We start from the raw sequence: 16,762 nt of genomic DNA on the forward strand, positions 1-16,762 counted from the left end.
CGACACATGAATACTCAAACCTCTTCTTGCTCCACGCTTGCCCGCGACGTGCTCGCCGGCACAGCCGTTTTCCTGGTGGCCCTGCCGCTTTGCCTCGGCATTGCCCACGCATCGGGCGTCGACCCGTTTGCCGGGCTCGTATCGGGCATCATCGGCGGGCTCGTGGTCGCCGCGCTGAGCGGTTCGCGTCTGAGCGTGAGCGGGCCGGCCGCGGGCCTCGTCGTGATCGTCGTCGACGGCATCGCGCGACTCGGCGGCTTTTCCGCCTTTCTGCTGGCCGTGCTGCTGGCGGGCGTCATCCAGTTCGGTTTCGGGATGCTCAAGGCCGGCCGGTTTGCCGCCTACGTGCCGTCACCTGTAATCAAGGGGATGCTCGCGGCCATCGGCGTGCTGCTGATCCTCAAACAGTTTCCCGTTGCCCTCGGCCTGTCCGGCACGCGTGCCGCAACCCGGTCAGCAGCCGCCGTCGCAACGCCGCTCGGCCCGATCTCGCCAACGGCCGTGCTGATCACGCTGCTGTCGCTCGCGATCCTCGCCGGCTGGGAAACGCGCGCGCTGCGCCGCTTCGCCGCCGTGCGCATCGTTCCGGCGTCGCTCGCGGTGGTGTTGCTCGGCATCGGCGCGACACTCGTGCTGAACCTCGTCGCGCCATCGCTGGCGCCGCCCGCCGAAGGACGAGTCGCGTTGCCGTCACTCGAATCATTCGCGGCACTGCAGGCCGCGCTCGAGTCGGCCGATTTCGGGCCGCAGTTCGTCCAGCTCGTCAATCCCGACATATGGCGCGTCGCGATCACGATCGCGATCGTCGCGAGTCTCGAAACGCTGCTGAGCCTCGAAGCGGTCGAGCAGATCGATCCGGAACGCCGCCGCGCGCCGCCGGATCGCGAGCTCAAGGCGCAGGGCGTGGGTAATCTGATCGCGGGCGTGATCGGCGGCCTGCCGATCACTTCGGTGATCGTGCGCAGCTCCGCGAACGTGCATGCGGGCGCAAAAAGCCGGCTCTCGGCGATCTTTCATGGCGTGCTGCTGCTCGTGAGCGTGTTCGCGCTCACGAGCGTGATCAACCTGATTCCGCTTGCCTGCCTTGCCGCGATCCTGATCTTCACCGGATTCAAACTAGCGAAACCGTCGTTGTTCGCCGGGCTCGCGCGGCAGGGGTTTGCGCCGTTCGCACCGTTTATCGTCACGCTCGTCGGCGTGCTCGTCACGGATCTGCTGAGCGGTATCGTGCTCGGCATACTGTGCAGCATGCTGTTCGCGCTGTACGCGAACCTGCGTGGCCCGATCGTGCTCGCGCAGCATGGCGATCACTACCTGCTGTCGTTTCGCAAGGACGTGTCGTTTCTCGGCAAAGTGCCGTTCAAGCATTACCTGCAGCAGATTCCGGACGGCGCGACCGTCATCGTCGACGCAACGCGCGCCGATTTCGTCGATCACGACGTGCGTGAGCTGCTGGATGCGTTCGTCGCCGATGCACCGCGCCGCGGAATCACCATCGACGTCAGATACCAGCTCCGCGAGCAGGCGCGCGCGGCGCGCGGCTGGTCGATACGGCGCACGGCGGCGGAGTAGTCGGGAGATCGCGTCAGCACACCCGCGCGATAACGGTGGGGAAAAAAAGAAGCCCCGTGCGCCAGGCACGGGGCTTCTCTTCGATCCATACTCAAGGTTGCGCGCCATCGGTTGCGCGCCATCGGCGCGCCGCGCTCGCGTTACTCCGAACGCTGCGGATTCAGCTTGTCCGCATTCGAATACAGCTTGTTGAGCGCCGAGATATACGCCTTCGCGGACGCCGCGACGATGTCCGGATCGGTACCCACGCCGTTGACGATGCGCCCGCTCTTCGACAGCCGCACCGTTACTTCGCCCTGTGCCTGCGTGCCGGTCGTGATCGCGTTGACCGAATACAGCAGCAGCTCGGAGCCGCTACCCACTTCCGTTTCGATCGCGTTGAGGGTGGCGTCGACCGGGCCGTTGCCACGCGCTTCGCCGGTGATCTCCTTGCCCTCGACCGAGAACACAATCTTCGCGTGAGGCGGCTCGCCGGTTTCCGAATGCTGCGACAGCGACAGGAACTTGTAGTGTTCCTTTTCCTGCGCTTGCGCCGATTCCTCGTTGACGATCGCGATGATGTCTTCGTCGAAAATTTCCGCCTTGCGATCGGCCAGTTCCTTGAAACGCGCGAACGCGGTGTTCAGTTCGGCTTCGCTATCGAGCGCGATGCCGAGCTCCTGCAGACGCTGCTTGAACGCGTTGCGCCCCGACAGCTTGCCAAGCACGATCTTGTTCGCGGTCCAGCCCACGTCTTCGGCACGCATGATTTCGTAGGTATCGCGCGCCTTCAGCACGCCGTCCTGGTGGATGCCGGATGCATGCGCAAACGCGTTCGCGCCGACCACCGCCTTGTTCGGCTGCACGACGAAGCCGGTGATCTGCGAGACGAGCTTCGACGCCGGTACGATCTGCGTCGTGTCGAGACCGATATCGAGACCGAAATAATCCTTGCGGGTCTTCACCGCCATCACGATTTCTTCGAGCGACGTGTTGCCCGCGCGCTCGCCGAGACCATTGATCGTGCATTCGACCTGGCGCGCGCCGCCGAGCTGCACGCCGGCAAGCGAATTCGCGACCGCCATGCCGAGGTCGTTATGGCAATGCACGGAGAACACCGCTTTGTGCGAGTTCGGGATGCGCTCGCGCAGCGTCTTCACGAGTTGGCCGTACAGTTCCGGCACGCCGTAGCCGACCGTGTCCGCGATATTGATCGTGGTCGCGCCCTCGGCGATCACCGCTTCGAGCACGCGACACAGGAAATCCATGTCCGAGCGGCTGCCGTCTTCCGGCGAGAACTCGACGTCGTCCGTGAACTTGCGCGCGAAACGCACCGCGAGTTTCGCCTGCTCGAACACCTGCTCCGGCGTCATGCGCAGCTTCTTTTCCATGTGCAGCGGCGACGTCGCGATGAACGTGTGGAGGCGAAAGCGCTCGGCCGGCTTGAGCGCGTCGGCGGCGCGCTGGATGTCCTTGTCGTTCGCGCGGGCGAGCGAGCAGACCGTGCTGTCTTTCACGATGCCCGCAATCGTGTGAATCGCGTCGAAGTCGCCGTTCGAGCTCGCCGCGAAGCCGGCTTCGATCACGTCGACCTTCATCCGTTCGAGCTGCTTTGCGATGCGGATCTTTTCTTCCTTCGTCATCGACGCGCCGGGCGACTGCTCGCCGTCACGCAACGTAGTGTCGAAGATGATCAGTTTGTCGGACATGTCGGGTCTCCTCGGGAGTCGTTCAGATGTGGGGATCGGATTTGCAATTCGGAGATTGGCGCCGCCGCTGGCAAGGCACGCCCGAAGCATGGCCGGAGGCACACAGAGGGCAAAGACGCATAAAGGCGAGAACGAAGCATGATGGCGCGGCGCAGCAGACGATCTCGCGGACCAGGCTCGATCAGTCATGCTCACGCACTGATCCAACGACTATAGCGGCATTCCAGCCACCGTGCAACGCGCGCTGGAGCGCGCCCGCGGGGTGGTTTGCAGTGGGCCTGTAAAACCCCGGATGCGACGCTAAACCAACGAAAAACGGCAGCCCGTGGGCTGCCGTTTTTCATGTCGCGACTACCACGACGCTGCCTGAATCGCCGCCGCAGCCATTACCGGTCGCGCGACATCGAGCGCGCCGGATTTGCCCTGCCGCGCAGCGCCTGATATGCCCAGAACACGTAGCCGGACAGGCCGTACAGCACGAACAGGCCGAACAGCATCAGCGGCGGATCGGACGACACCAGCACGAACGCGACCACCACCAGCAGGATCACGCCGAACGGCACGCGATGCCGCACGTCGAGCGCCTTGCCGCTGTAAAACGGCGCGTTCGACACCATCGTCACGCCCGCATAGATGGTCAGCACAAAGGCGACCCACGGTAGCCAGACCAGCTTCAGCGGCACACGGTTATCGGTGGCAAGCCACACGAAACCGGCGATCAGCGCCGCGGCAGCCGGGCTCGGCATGCCCTGGAAGAAACGCTTGTCGACGACACCGATATTGGTATTGAAACGCGCGAGCCGCAGCGCCGCGCCCGAGCAGTACACGAACGCCGCGAGCCAGCCCCAGCGCCCGAGATCCTTCAGGATCCACTCGTACATCACGAGCGCCGGCGCGACGCCGAACGACACCATGTCCGACAGGCTATCGAACTGCTCGCCGAACGCGCTTTGCGTGTGCGTCATGCGCGCGACGCGACCGTCCATGCCGTCGAGCACCATCGCGACGAAGATCGCGATCGCCGCGATCTCGAAGCGCACGTTCATCGCCTGCACGACGGCGAAGAAGCCGCAGAATAGCGCCGCCGTCGTGAAGGCGTTCGGCAGCAGATAGATGCCGCGCTTCCTGAGGAACTGCTGACGCTGCGCGCGCCGGCTCTCGACGACCGGCGATTCCGTCACCACCGGCTTGTTGCGGCGAAACGGCCGCGGCAACGGTCCGCTGCTGCGGGGACGACGCGGTTTGAATGCGGCCATTCGGACAACCTCCTTTATGCCGCTTTACAGCTCGGCGAGGATCGTGGACGACGCCGACACCTTCTCGCCGATCGACACACGCGGACGGCTGCCGACCGGCAGATACACGTCGACGCGCGAACCGAAGCGGATGAACCCGTAGCGCTGGCCGCGAGTCAGCGGCTCGCCCGCGCGCACGTAGCAAAGAATGCGCCGCGCGATCAGACCGGCGATCTGCACCGACGTCACGGTCTGCCCGCCGGCCATTTCGATCACGACCGCATTGCGCTCGTTCTCGAGCGAGGCTTTATCCACCGCCGCATTCAGATACGCGCCCGGAAAGTATTCGACCTTGGAAATCGCGCCATCGACCGGCGAGCGCTGCGAGTGGACATTGAAGACGTTCATGAACACGCTGATCTTCAGCGCTTCGCGATTCGCATACGGGTCATGCGCGGTTTCGACCGCGACGATGCGGCCGTCGGCCGGGCACAGCACCGCGTTGGCCTGGGTCGGAATCGGCCGGGCCGGGTCGCGGAAGAACTGCACGACGAAGATCAGGATCAGCCAGAAAAGCCACGCAATGCCGAACCCCGCGAAGGCGTGAACCAGTAATGCAACGACGGCCGCGATGGCGATGAACGGCCAGCCTTCTCGCGCGATGATCGGATGAGGGTAATTCATGGATGGCTTCTGTGTTTTTGTAAAACCGTAGGATAGCAAAAGCCGCCCAGGGTTCAGCACCCTTGGACGGCTTTTTGACTCATCCGGCCGCCGCGCCAATGCGCCGCGCCGGATCTTTCCGCGTCGATGAACTTAGTTCTTCGACTGGTCGACGAGCTTGTTCTTCGCGATCCACGGCATCATCGCGCGCAGCTTCGCACCGACCTGCTCGATCTGATGCTCGGCCGTCAGACGGCGGCGCGATTGCAGCGTCGGAGCGCCAGCCTTGTTCTCGATGATGAAGCTCTTCGCGTACTCGCCGGTCTGGATGTCGGTCAGCACGGCCTTCATCGCCTTCTTCGTTTCAGCGGTCACGATGCGCGGACCCGTCACGTATTCGCCGTACTCGGCGTTGTTCGAGATCGAGTAGTTCATATTCGCGATGCCGCCTTCGTAGATCAGGTCGACGATCAGCTTCAGTTCGTGCAGGCACTCGAAGTACGCCATTTCCGGCGCGTAGCCCGCTTCGACCAGCGTTTCGAAGCCGGCCTTGATCAGGTCGACGGTACCGCCGCACAGCACGGCCTGTTCGCCGAACAGGTCGGTTTCCGTTTCTTCGCGGAAGTTGGTTTCGATGATGCCGGCACGGCCGCCGCCGTTCGCCGCCGCATACGACAGCGCGATGTCGCGTGCCGCGCCCGACTTGTCCTGCGCAACCGCGATCAGGTGCGGCACGCCGCCACCTTGCGAGTAGGTGCCCCGAACCGTGTGGCCCGGCGCCTTCGGCGCGATCATGATGACGTCCAGATCGGCGCGCGGGATCACCTGGCCGTAGTGAACGTTGAAGCCGTGCGCGAATGCGAGCGCCGCGCCCTGCTTGATGTTCGCGTGGACTTCCTTCGCGTACACATCGGCGATCTGCTCGTCCGGCAGCAGCATCATGACGACGTCCGCGCCCTTCACCGCTTCCGCGACTTCCTTCACTTGCAGGCCGGCGTTTTCAGCCTTGCTCCACGATGCGCCGCCCTTGCGCAGACCGACCGTGATGTTCACGCCGCTTTCCTTCAGGTTCAGCGCGTGCGCGTGGCCTTGCGAGCCATAGCCGATGATGGTGACCTGCTTGCCCTTGATGAGGGAGAGATCGGCGTCCTTGTCGTAGAAAACTTTCATGTCGGTTCCTTGGCTAGATTCGATGATTCAGAAAAATTCAGGTACTGCGAATGCGGGTGTTGCCGGCCGGACGATACCGCGTTGCCCGGCCTCGAGATCGTGACGTCAGACCTTCAGAATGCGCTCGCCGCGGCCGATGCCCGAGCTGCCCGTGCGGACCGTCTCGAGAATCGCCGTGGAGTCGAGCCCCTCGATGAAGGCATCGAGCTTGTCGCTCGCCCCCGTCAGTTCGATCGTGTAGGTCTTTTCGGTGACGTCGATGATGCGGCCGCGGAAAATGTCCGCCATCCGCTTCATCTCCTCACGTTCCTTGCCGACCGCCCTCACCTTGATCAGCATCAGCTCGCGTTCGATATGGGCGCCCTCGGTAAGGTCGACCACTTTCACCACCTCGATCAGGCGGTTCAGATGCTTCGTGATCTGTTCGATCACGTCGTCGGAGCCAACGGAGACGATGGTCATGCGCGACAGCGAACGGTCTTCGGTCGGCGCCACCGTCAAGGTTTCAATGTTGTAGCCGCGTGCCGAGAAGAGACCAACCACGCGTGACAACGCGCCCGGTTCGTTTTCCAGCAGGACGGAAATGATGTGTCTCATGTTTCGCTTCTTCCAGATGTTGTGTCGATGTCCACGAGCGGAGCGGCGCCGCTTCGTTTGCCCTCGCCTTTTGTGAAGGCGCGCATCACGAAGCCGGCTGCCACGCCGTCGTTATAGATCTTCCGAACCCATGAGCATCTCGGTGATGCCCTTGCCGGCCTGAACCATTGGCCAGACGTTTTCGGTCGGGTCGGTCTGGAAGTCGAGAAACACCGCGCGATCCTTCAGGCGCAGCGCTTCCTTGAGCGCCGGCTCGACATCGGCAGTGCGCTCGATACGCATGCCGACATGGCCGTACGCTTCGGCGAGCTTCACGAAGTCCGGCAGCGCATCCATGTACGAATGCGAATAGCGCTTGCTGTATTCGATCTGCTGCCACTGGCGCACCATGCCCAGATAGCGGTTGTTCAGCGAAAGGATCTTGACCGGCAGGTCGTACTGCTTGCAGGTCGACAGCTCCTGGATACACATCTGGATCGAGCCTTCGCCGGTGATGCAGAGCACGTCGTCGTCCGGGTGGGCCATCTTCACGCCCATCGCGGCCGGCAGGCCGAAACCCATCGTGCCGAGACCGCCGGAGTTGATCCAGCGGCGCGGCTTGTTGAAGCGGTAGAACTGCGCGGCCCACATCTGGTGCTGACCGACGTCGGAGCACACGAACGCATTGCCGTCGGTGAGCTCCCACGCCTTTTCGACCACGTACTGAGGCTTGATGATGTCGCTCTTGCGATCGAACTTCAGGCAGTCTTTCGCGCGCCAGCCTTCGATGTCCTTCCACCACTCGGCGAGCGCCGCGGTGTCGGGACCATGCTCGGCCGTCTGCAGTTGCTCGATCAACTCCTTCAGCACTTCCTTCACGTCGCCGACGATCGGAATGTCGACCTTGACGCGCTTGGAGATGGAGGAAGGATCGATGTCGATATGGATGATCTTACGCGGGCGCGACGCGAAGTGCGCCGGATCGCCGATCACACGGTCGTCGAAGCGCGCGCCGATTGCGATCAGCACGTCGCAGTGCTGCATCGCCATGTTGGCTTCGTACGTGCCGTGCATGCCGAGCATGCCGAGGAATTTTTTGTCGCTCGCGCGGTAGCCGCCCAGACCCATCAGCGTGTTGGTGACCGGGTAGCCGAGCAGGTCGGCAAACTGGTTCAGCTCACGCGAAGCGTCCGCGAGAATGATGCCGCCGCCGGTGTAGATATACGGGCGCTTCGCCGACAACAGCAGCGAAACCGCCTTGCGGATCTGGCCGGAGTGACCCTTCGTGACCGGGTTGTACGAGCGCAGCGACACGCTTTTGATCGGTTCGTACTGGCACGGCGCCTTCGACACGTCCTTCGGAATATCGATCAGCACCGGGCCGGGACGGCCGGTACGGGCGATATAGAACGCTTTCTTGACGGTGGCGGCGAGATCGCGCGCGTCCTTCACGAGGAAGTTGTGCTTCACGCAGGGGCGCGTGATGCCGACCGTGTCACATTCCTGGAATGCGTCCTGACCGATCGCAGCGGTCGGAACCTGGCCGCTGATGATCACCATCGGGATCGAATCCATGTACGCGGTCGCGATACCCGTCACCGCATTGGTGACGCCGGGGCCGGAGGTCACGAGACACACGCCGACCTTGCCGGTGGAACGCGCATAGGCGTCAGCAGCGTGGACGGCAGCCTGTTCGTGGCGCACGAGCACGTGCTGGAATTTGTCCTGCTTGTACAGCTCGTCGTAAATGTAGAGTACCGAGCCGCCGGGATAGCCCCAGATGAATTCGACGTCTTCGTCGGCCAGTGCCTTCATGAGCACGGTGGCGCCGATAGAGTCTGCTTCGTGATGGGGGGTCGTATCCGACGTGGAGAATTCCGCGCTGGGCATATTCATTGTTTGACCTTTCGAATTTTCGGCAAAAAATTGATCGGGTGCTCTCTGCCGGGCTCGTGACTCGGGTTCAAGCGGCGCGTCCAGTTGACAGGTGAGCTTCTTGGGCCACACCTCAATTGAGACAACTCACTTATGTTGCGAACCAGCGACGATAGCCGCAGACGCGCCCGCGGTCAAGCAAATATTGCCTCGCGCCTGCGTGCGCGGCCGCGAAATCGGGTGGAATTGCGGGAGGAATCGGCCGCGCCTTGCACGCCAGGAGAACACCGCCGGAATGCGACCGAGGCACGACGCCCCGCCGCCGTCATGCAAATGCAAGCTACCGCACATTTCGCCCCGAGGCGCGCAAAAGTTTGTTAGCATCCGCGAGTTTTACGACATTTTTCGACCGATTACGCGCACGCTTGCTGCGCCGACCCCCAAACGGATGGCATCAGACAAGGAACTCGCCGATTTTCTGGCGGGCGTCGAAAGGCGCGCGTTCAAGCAGACGGTCTACGCCGTGCGGGACGACGACGCGTCGCTCGACATCGTGCAGGACGCGATGATCAAGCTCGCCGAGAAATACGGCGACCGTCCGGCGGCCGAGCTGCCGCTGCTGTTTCAGCGTATTCTGCAGAATGCGATGCACGACTATTTCCGTCGTGCCAAAGTACGCAACACGTGGGTCAGTCTGTTCTCGTCGCTCGGCAATGCGGACGACGACGAATTCGATCCGCTGGAAACCTTCGAGGCCGAACAAGGTTCGCCCGGCGCCGAGAGCAACGAACGGAAACTCGAGCGCGAACAGGTCCTGCAGTTGATCGACGACGAAATCCAGAAATTACCGGCACGTCAACGGGAGGCGTTTCTCATGCGTTATTGGGAAGATATGGATGTCGCCGAGACTGCCGCCGCAATGGGCTGCTCCGAAGGCAGCGTGAAAACGCACTGCTCGCGGGCCACCCACACGCTGGCGCAAGCGCTCAAGGCGAAAGGAATCACGCTATGAGCTCCCTCGAAAACAGAGAATTCGAGTTCGCGCGCCAGGTGCGCCGCGCGCTCGACGAAACCACCGCCAGCCTTGCTCCCGCCACCGTCGACCGGCTCGCCGCGGCACGCCGCGCGGCGCTTGCCCGCAAGAAGCCCGAAACCGTCAGCGCGCCGGTGTTCGTGCCCGCTTTGGCCGGCGTGCCGGCCGGTATGACGGGCCTGCCCCCAGCCGACCTCGAAACGCGCCGCCGCTCGCCGCTGCGCCGCTTCGCGCTTGCGTGGCCGCTCGCCGCGCTGGTGGTGAGCCTGATCGGTATTGCGTATTGGGAAGATCACCAGCGCACCGCCGAGCTCGCCGATATCGATGCCGCGATGCTAAGCGACGACCTGCCGCTCAATGCCTATCTCGACCACGGCTTCAACGCGTATCTTTCACGCGCCCACTGAGCGGGAGATTCTTCGGGTGAGTTACAAGCGCGGTTTGGCCGTTGTTTTCGGATGCACGATCGCGGCGCTGGTGTCATTCGTCGCAACCTATCCGCGCTTTCACCCGAGCCCATCGCCCGTGAGCGTCCACTCGGCCGGCGGCAATGTCGCCCCGCAGGCGCCCGCGCCCGCGCTGTCCGTCGAGTTGCCCAGCCTGCCCGGCAATAACAGTCCGCTCGCGTGGTCGCGCCTGAGCGCCGCCGAGCATGTCGCGCTCGCGCCGTTCGCATCCCAGTGGGATTCGTTTAGCGATGAGCGCAAGCGCAAATGGATCAAGATCGCGTCACGTTACGCGAAGATGTCACCCGAAGCGCAAAAACGCATGCATGAACGCATGAGCGAATGGGTACGCATGACGCCCGATCAGCGCCGTGTTGCGCGGGAAAACTATCAGGTATCGAAGGAGTTGCCGCGTGAAGCCCGGCAGAACGCGTGGAAGGCTTATCAGCAACTCCCCGAGGAACTGAAGGAGCGGCTCGCGGCCAGCGAGCACAAGCGCCGGCCGAGCGTCGTTAGCGCGCCGCCGTCTGCGCGCAACGAGATCAAGGGCATCGACCGGCTCGTCAATGCGCGTGAGCAAAAAGCCGGCGCCAGCGATGCAGTGGCGGCAAGCGCCGCGGCTGCCGCCTCGGGACCGGCCGCGGCCCCGCTGCCGTCGCCTCCCGCGATTCCGGCCCCGGGCAGCTTCGTGCCGGCCACCCCGGTGCCGGTGTCGCCGGCCGAGGCGCCGTCGATCTTCAACGGCTCCTGAGTCCCGCCTTTTCTTACCCCGCCCCTCACCCGTGTCCCAGCCGCTCGCCACCCCGACCCTGCCCGCCTCCGCCGCCAGCGGCACGGCGCCCACCGTGCGGCGGCGGCTCGCGGCGCTGCTCTACGAAGCGGTGATCCTGTTCGGCGTCGTGTTCCTCGCCGGCTATCTGTTCAGCACGCTGACGCAGCAGCGCAACGGACTCACGCACCACAACCTGCTCGCCGGCTGGATCGGCCTCGTCGTCGGCGTGTATTTCGTGTGGTTCTGGACCCACGGCGGCCAGACACTGCCGATGAAGACCTGGGGCCTGCGCGTCGTTACCGCCGACGGAGCACCGCTTTCCGCCGCGCGGGCGATCGCCCGCTATGTGCTCGCGTGGCTGTGGTTTCTGCCGCCGCTTGCGCTGCATCCGCTGCTGGGACTGCGCGTGCCGCAGACGCTCGTTATCGCGGGCGTCTGGTTCGTGGTGTGGGCCACGAGTGGCCGCTTCGATCCGCTGCGGCAGTTCCTGCATGATCGCCTTGCGGGTACGCGGGTGATCGGGGTCACGCGCTGAGGGCTCGGGCCGCGTGGGCCGTGTCGGGTGCATGAGCGCGAAGTGTGTTTGATGATCGTGTTTCCTGACTCTTCGTTCTGGTCTTCGAGCTTGCGAAGTAATCGCCTTGGGCGAGGGGCTGTTTGCTCTTGCGTTACGGTGGTGGCGTTTTTTGTCGTTGTTCCTGGGGTGTTGGCCTTTCCTTGCATTCATGTCGGTCTGTTGGCGTTGCCCCTGTGCGGGGCGGCACCTACTTTCTTTGCTGCTGCAAAGAAAGTAGGCAAAGAAAGCAGCTTTACACCGCCAATGCTTAAGTGGGTCCCCTGGCCTGGAAGGGGTCGTGGTGCATCTGGAATCCGTGCCCTCGCACACTCCGCTTCAGTGACACAGCGCTCATCCGCTCCCACTCCGCACTGCGTGCGTCGTGGACGGGTCTGCCTGGGAAACCAGTGAGATTCGCCCGCGCAGCGGGGGCCGTCGGCTGCACCCCGGCGAGGCGTGGGAAACGGCCGTTGGTTTTTGAGCGGGGCTACGGCGCGCGCAGCGCCGCCGGAAGAATGATGGCCTTGTCACGAAAGCGGAATGTGCGAGGGCACGGATTCCAGATGCACCACTACCCCTTCCAGGCCAGGGGACCCACTTAAGCATTGGCGGTGTAAAGCTGCTTTCTTTGCCTACTTTCTTTGCAGCAGCAAAGAAAGTAGGTGCCGCCCCGCACAGGGGCAACGCCAACAGACCGACATGAATGCAAGGAAAGGCCAACACCCCAGGAACAACGACAAGAAACAGGCCCCACCACCCCCACCGTAATAAGAACTTCTCATGACTGTCACGGCACAGTCACGCGCGCCTGGCCCAATACGGGCACCGCCACTCGACGCGTGAGCCATGGACTCCAAAACGTCCGCGACTTCCCTGTTCCGCCAGACCGGCCCGAGCGTCGACCCCGTCGCGTTCCGCCCGGCCCCCCCTTCCTCCCAGCACGGCCTGCCGCTGCCGGCGACACCGCCACTCGATACCCACGCCGACCACCCCGACGACGGTCACGCCGATCCGCATCGCTATCGCACGATCTGGCTGTCCGACATCCACCTCGGTTCGAGCGGCTGCCAGGCGGGCTATCTGCTCGACTTCCTGCGCCATAACGAATCGGAGTACCTGTACCTCGTCGGCGACATCATCGACGGCTGGCAGTTGAAGAAGGGCTGGTACTGGCCGCAGGCGCACAACGACGTCGTGCAGAAAGTGCTGCGCAAGGCGCGCAAGGGCACCCAGGTCATCTACGTGCCGGGCAATCACGACGAAGCCGCGCGCCAGTTCTGCGACCTCGCGTTCGGCGACATCCACGTGCGCGGCGAAGCGTTTCACACCACGCTTGCCGGCAAGCGGCTCTGGATCGTGCACGGCGATCTGTTCGACGGCGTGATCCAGCACGCGAAGTGGCTCGCGTATCTCGGCGACACGCTCTACACGATGATCCTGGTGCTGAACCGCTGGTTCAACCGGATCCGCAACAAGCTCGGCTTTCCGTACTGGTCGCTGTCGCAATATCTGAAGCATCAGGTGAAGAACGCGGTGAATTTCATCTCGTCGTTCGAGCGCGTGATGACCGACGAAGCGCGCCGCCGTGGCTGCGACGGCGTCGTCTGCGGACACATCCACAAGGCCGAGATGCGCGAGATCGACGGCGTGCTCTATTGCAACGACGGCGACTGGGTCGAGAGTCTGTCCGCGCTCGTCGAGACCTATGAAGGCGAACTCAAGGTGATCTACTGGACCATGCTGCGCGCGCCGCAAACGGGCACGCACAAGGCCCGCGCCACCGCGTAGCCCCCTCCCCACCTCCACGTCCACAGGGCCCGGATCGATGAACAAATCGATGAAAATCATGATCGTCACCGACGCATGGGAGCCGCAGGTCAACGGCGTCGTGCGCACCTTGAAGAACACGCGGCGCGAGCTCACCGGGCTCGGCCATCAGGTCGAACTGCTGACGCCGCTCGAATTCAGGACGATCCCGTGCCCGACCTATCCGGAGATACGCCTGTCGCTGCTGCCGCGCCGCAAGCTGCGCGAGCGCATCGACCGCTTCGCGCCCGACGCTCTGCATATCGCCACCGAAGGCCCGCTCGGCATGGCCGCGCGCGCTCACGCGCTCGAACACAAGCTGCCGTTCACGACCGCCTATCACACGCGCTTTCCCGAGTACGTGCAGGCGCGTTTCCGGATTCCGCTCGCGGCGACGTATCGCTTCCTGCACTGGTTCCACAAGCCGTCGCTTGCCGTGATGGCGCCCACGCCGGTCGTCCGGCAGGACCTCGAGAAGTTCGGCTTCACGAACGTCGTGCTGTGGACGCGCGGCGTCGACCTCGAGATCTTCCGTCCGGTGGACTCGAAGGTGCTCAACACCGCGCGGCCGATCTTCCTGTACGTGGGACGCGTCGCGGTCGAGAAGAACGTCGAGGCGTTCCTGCAACTCGATCTGCCCGGCTCGAAATGGGTCGCGGGCGAAGGCCCGGCGCTCGCCGAACTGAAGTCGCGCTATCCCGAAGTCAACTATCTCGGCGTGCTCACGCAGGCTGAGCTCGCGAAGGTCTACGCGGCCGCCGACGTCTTCGTGTTCCCGAGCCGCACCGACACGTTCGGACTCGTGCTGCTCGAAGCGCTCGCGTGCGGCACGCCGGTCGCCGCGTATCCGGTCACCGGACCGATCGACGTGCTCGGCGACGGCGGCGCCGGCGCGATGCACGAGGATCTGCGCGAGGCCTGTCTCGCGGCGCTGAAGATCGATCGGCAGGACGCGCGCGCATGGGCCGAGCGCTTCTCGTGGGCGGCGGCATCCGCGCAATTCGCCGCGCATCTGAAGCCGCTGTCGCGCACCGCGTATCGCGAGGAAAGCGCCGCCGCGTGACGCGGCGCGCGCGAAGCCATTCATGCGAAGCAGCCGATCCAGCGCCGGTCGCGCGTCGAGCGGCGCGCTGCGCGCCGTCAAGTCCGCACGCGATACCACCAGCATCGAGCCGTTCGACGACGTGCGCGAGCAAGGCATGCCTGAGCATGCCGATGCCGTGCATCGCGTGAACGGCGCCAACCGTGCGAACGCCACGGGCGACACAAACAACGCAAGCCGGCACGACGCCACGCACGCCCCCCAGCACGAACCGCTCAGCCCCGACGATCCGCTCGCGCCACTGCCCTTCAATCCGTACAAGGGCAACCGCGGCCTCACGCGCGCCTGGCACGCGATGAAAAACTCGCTGGCCGGATTTCGCGTCGCGATCCGCGAGGAAAGCGCGTTTCGCCAGGAACTCACGCTCGCCGCGATCCTGATTCCATGCGGCATCTTCGTGCCGGTCGATCCCGTGTCGCGCGTGTTGCTGCTCGGCTCGGTGCTGCTCGTGCTGATCGTCGAGCTGCTCAATTCGAGCGTCGAAGCGGCGATCGACCGGATCTCGCTCGAGCGTCACGAGCTGTCGCGCCGCGCGAAGGATCTCGGCAGCGCGGCCGTGATGGTCGCGCTCGGCATGTGCGTGATGACGTGGGTCGTGATCGTCGGTCCGCTGATCGTGCGCTGGCTGCGCGCGTGGTTCTGATTTTTTGATGCGGGTTGAATCATCCGCATGCGCCGCCGCGTCTCAAACCATGAAAATCCCGGCAGGCGGTTGGGTAGTCGAACGCTCGGTTTATAATCGATCGATAGTCTCGCTGGAAAGCACCGGGCACCCCGCAACGCCGCCTCGCGCTTTCCCGCCCTTTCGGGGGGCCCGCCGCGCGGCGGCGGGTTCCAGAGCGCTCAACATACCAACCGCATCCGGGTGGAACACGCAGCAGCGGCACGCCGCCGCGCGCCCAGCCCGGCACAACCAGGGCCGGACGACATGGAAGCCAAACCTCCCCGCCGCACGCGCGAACGGATTCTCGAACTCTCGTTGAAGCTCTTCAACGAAATCGGCGAGCCGAACGTCACGACGACGACGATCGCCGAGGAAATGGAAATCAGTCCAGGCAACCTGTACTACCACTTCCGCAACAAAGACGACATCATCAACAGCATCTTCAGCCAGTTCGAGCAGGAGATCGAAAAGCGTCTGCGTTTCCCCGACGACCATCGCGCGACGATCGACGAAATGTGGTCGTATCTGCAGTACATGGTCGATTTCACCTGGCGTTACCGCTTCCTCTATCGCGACCTGAACGATCTGCTCGCGCGCAACCGTACGCTCGAGACGCACTTCAAGCAGATCATCAGCCACAAGGTGCGCTTCGCGAGCCAGTTCTGCGAGCAGCTCGTCGCCGACGGCGAAATGGTCGCAACACCACAGGAAGTGCAGGTCATCGCGACCAACGTCGGCGTGATCGGCACGTACTGGCTGTCGTACCAGTTCGTGATGAACCCGCGCAAATACAACGAACAGGAAGCGATCCGCGAGGAACTGCATCAGGTGAGCGTGCAGATCGTCTCGCTGATGGCGCCTTATCTGCGCGGCCGCTCGCGGCAGATCTTCGACGACCTCGTATCGGGCAAGCTGCCCAAGCGCGAGTTCTACGACTACCTGCCGCCACGGGAAGGCGCCGCGCCTCGCAACGAATCGAAGGATGTTTGAACAATGAAGTCGGTATGTGTGTATTGCGGCTCGTCGATGGGAGCCAAACCGTTGTACGCGCAGGCGGCCCGCGCATTCGGCCGCGCGCTGGTTCAGGCCGATCTCGCGCTGGTCTACGGCGGCGGCAAGGTCGGCCTGATGGGTGTGATCGCCGACACGGTGATGGCCGAGGGCGGCCGCGCGATCGGCGTGATTCCCGAATTGCTGGTCAACAAGGAAGTCGGCCATAACGGCCTGACCGAATTGCACGTGGTGCCCGACATGCATCATCGCAAGAAGATGATGGCCGAGCTGTCCGACGCGTTCGTCGCGATGCCCGGCGGCGCGGGCACGCTCGAGGAACTGTTCGAGGTCTTCACGTGGGCGCAGCTCGGCTATCACGGCAAGGCGGTCGCGCTGCTGAATACGGACCACTTCTACGAGCCGCTGATCCAGTTGCTGCGGCATACGGTCGACGAAGGCTTCATGCGCGAGACCTATCTCGACATGCTGCAGATCGACGCCGATCCGGTCGCGCTGATCGGCAAGCTGCGCAGCTATCGGCCGCCCGCGCGCGACAAGTGGGCGGCGCCGGTCCAGAGCAACGCGATTTGAGCGTCGCACGCGCACGCTTC

At 63.9% G+C, this 16,762-nt stretch carries 16 protein-coding genes; 10 read left to right on the forward strand and 6 right to left on the reverse strand.

Features of this window, described 5'->3' with window-relative positions; all coding sequences use genetic code 11:
• Positions 1 to 6 precede the first annotated feature (6 nt).
• Positions 7 to 1,572 carry a SulP family inorganic anion transporter gene (locus QM685_RS28470; protein ID WP_415121734.1) on the forward strand — a complete coding sequence of 522 codons (1,566 nt, stop codon included), beginning with the start codon at positions 7 to 9 and terminating at the stop codon, positions 1,570 to 1,572.
• Positions 1,573 to 1,712: 140 nt separating this feature from the next.
• Here the strand turns inward: QM685_RS28470 and QM685_RS28475 are convergent, their stop codons facing one another.
• The 6 genes from QM685_RS28475 to QM685_RS28500 form a co-directional block, all read right to left on the reverse strand.
• A complete protein-coding gene (locus tag QM685_RS28475) occupies positions 1,713 to 3,260 on the reverse strand; it encodes a 2-isopropylmalate synthase (protein ID WP_415121736.1) in 1,548 nt (515 codons plus the stop codon).
• A 386-nt stretch (positions 3,261 to 3,646) separates the two neighbouring features.
• Positions 3,647 to 4,516, reverse strand: a complete 870-nt coding sequence (pssA, locus tag QM685_RS28480) for a CDP-diacylglycerol--serine O-phosphatidyltransferase (RefSeq protein WP_415121738.1) — start codon at positions 4,514 to 4,516, stop codon at positions 3,647 to 3,649.
• 24 nt (positions 4,517 to 4,540) lie between these two features.
• Positions 4,541 to 5,179, reverse strand: a complete 639-nt coding sequence (locus QM685_RS28485) for a phosphatidylserine decarboxylase (RefSeq protein WP_129959634.1) — start codon at positions 5,177 to 5,179, stop codon at positions 4,541 to 4,543.
• Positions 5,180 to 5,311: 132 nt separating this feature from the next.
• The gene (ilvC, locus tag QM685_RS28490; RefSeq protein ID WP_085484642.1) at positions 5,312 to 6,328 is read right to left on the reverse strand and encodes a ketol-acid reductoisomerase; all 1,017 of its coding nucleotides are present in this window, start codon (positions 6,326 to 6,328) and stop codon (positions 5,312 to 5,314) included.
• Between the two features lie 105 nt (positions 6,329 to 6,433).
• Positions 6,434 to 6,925, reverse strand: a complete 492-nt coding sequence (ilvN, locus tag QM685_RS28495; RefSeq protein WP_018420000.1) for an acetolactate synthase small subunit — start codon at positions 6,923 to 6,925, stop codon at positions 6,434 to 6,436.
• 111 nt (positions 6,926 to 7,036) lie between these two features.
• Entirely contained in the window at positions 7,037 to 8,800 is a 1,764-nt protein-coding gene (locus tag QM685_RS28500) for an acetolactate synthase 3 catalytic subunit (RefSeq protein WP_415121741.1), read from the reverse strand.
• 427 nt (positions 8,801 to 9,227) lie between these two features.
• On the opposite strand from QM685_RS28500, the gene QM685_RS28505 reads away from it, so the two are divergent.
• From QM685_RS28505 to QM685_RS28545, 9 genes are all read left to right on the forward strand, one after another.
• On the forward strand, positions 9,228 to 9,791 hold the full coding sequence (locus tag QM685_RS28505) for an RNA polymerase sigma factor (protein WP_415121856.1): 564 nt from the start codon (positions 9,228 to 9,230) through the stop codon (positions 9,789 to 9,791).
• Positions 9,788 to 10,219, forward strand: a complete 432-nt coding sequence (locus QM685_RS28510) for a DUF3619 family protein (RefSeq protein WP_415121743.1) — start codon at positions 9,788 to 9,790, stop codon at positions 10,217 to 10,219. The genes QM685_RS28505 and QM685_RS28510 overlap by 4 nt, the downstream gene beginning before the upstream one ends.
• Before the next feature lie 16 nt (positions 10,220 to 10,235).
• On the forward strand, positions 10,236 to 11,009 hold the full coding sequence (locus tag QM685_RS28515) for a DUF3106 domain-containing protein (protein WP_415121745.1): 774 nt from the start codon (positions 10,236 to 10,238) through the stop codon (positions 11,007 to 11,009).
• A 31-nt stretch (positions 11,010 to 11,040) separates the two neighbouring features.
• Entirely contained in the window at positions 11,041 to 11,565 is a 525-nt protein-coding gene (locus QM685_RS28520; RefSeq protein WP_415121747.1) for an RDD family protein, read from the forward strand.
• A gap of 867 nt (positions 11,566 to 12,432) precedes the next feature.
• Entirely contained in the window at positions 12,433 to 13,374 is a 942-nt protein-coding gene (locus tag QM685_RS28525; RefSeq protein ID WP_415121749.1) for a UDP-2,3-diacylglucosamine diphosphatase, read from the forward strand.
• Positions 13,375 to 13,423: 49 nt separating this feature from the next.
• Positions 13,424 to 14,455, forward strand: a complete 1,032-nt coding sequence (locus QM685_RS28530) for a glycosyltransferase family 4 protein (RefSeq protein ID WP_415121751.1) — start codon at positions 13,424 to 13,426, stop codon at positions 14,453 to 14,455.
• A 22-nt stretch (positions 14,456 to 14,477) separates the two neighbouring features.
• A complete protein-coding gene (locus QM685_RS28535) occupies positions 14,478 to 15,137 on the forward strand; it encodes a diacylglycerol kinase (protein ID WP_415121753.1) in 660 nt (219 codons plus the stop codon).
• Between the two features lie 285 nt (positions 15,138 to 15,422).
• Positions 15,423 to 16,148, forward strand: coding sequence for a TetR/AcrR family transcriptional regulator (locus tag QM685_RS28540; RefSeq protein ID WP_415121755.1), 726 nt, complete (start codon positions 15,423 to 15,425; stop codon positions 16,146 to 16,148).
• Between the two features lie 3 nt (positions 16,149 to 16,151).
• Positions 16,152 to 16,742 (forward strand): TIGR00730 family Rossman fold protein, encoded by a 591-nt coding sequence (locus QM685_RS28545; protein ID WP_415121757.1) that lies wholly within the window; start codon positions 16,152 to 16,154, stop codon positions 16,740 to 16,742.
• Positions 16,743 to 16,762 lie beyond the last annotated feature (20 nt).

The sequence above is a fragment of the Paraburkholderia sp. genome (genome assembly GCF_047605525.1).
Lineage (GTDB): Bacteria > Pseudomonadota > Gammaproteobacteria > Burkholderiales > Burkholderiaceae > Paraburkholderia.